This window comes from Pseudomonas sp. YuFO20, from assembly GCF_035064975.1.
GTDB classification, from domain to species: Bacteria; Pseudomonadota; Gammaproteobacteria; order Pseudomonadales; family Pseudomonadaceae; genus Aquipseudomonas; species Aquipseudomonas putida_AE.
In genome coordinates, this window is the sequence record NZ_JAXDEO010000188.1 from 1 (window position 1) to 417 (window position 417).

At 54.4% G+C, this 417-nt stretch carries 1 protein-coding gene; it reads left to right on the plus strand.

From position 1 onward, the window contains the following. Positions 1-417, plus strand: a 417-nt coding sequence (locus SOP85_RS31200) for an IS66 family transposase zinc-finger binding domain-containing protein (protein ID WP_323629434.1), incomplete at both ends; no start/stop codon positions are given.

Genomic DNA, 417 nt, shown 5'->3' on the forward strand with positions numbered 1-417 from the left:
GACCGTCGAGACAATGGGCAAAAAAATCCACCGCGACCAAACGGTTATCGAGAAGCTGACCCACGAAATTGCACAGCTCAAACGGTTGAAGTTTGCCAAGCGTAGCGAGCAGTTAAATCCGCAGCAGGCTAGCTTGCTGGACGATTTGATCGATACCGATATCGCGGCGATTGAGGCTGAGCTTCAGGCATTGCAAACAGCTCCGCCTGCGACCGATAAAAAGCAAAAGCCCAAGCGCACGGCGTTGCCGGCGGAGTTCCCACGCACGCTAATCCACCACGAACCGGACAACACTCATTGTCCTTGCGGGTGCGCACTCAAGCGTATCGGTGAAGACGTCAGCGAAAAACTGGATTACAGGCCTGGCGTATTTACTGTCGAGCGCCATGTCCGTGGCAAATGGGTCTGTGATGACTG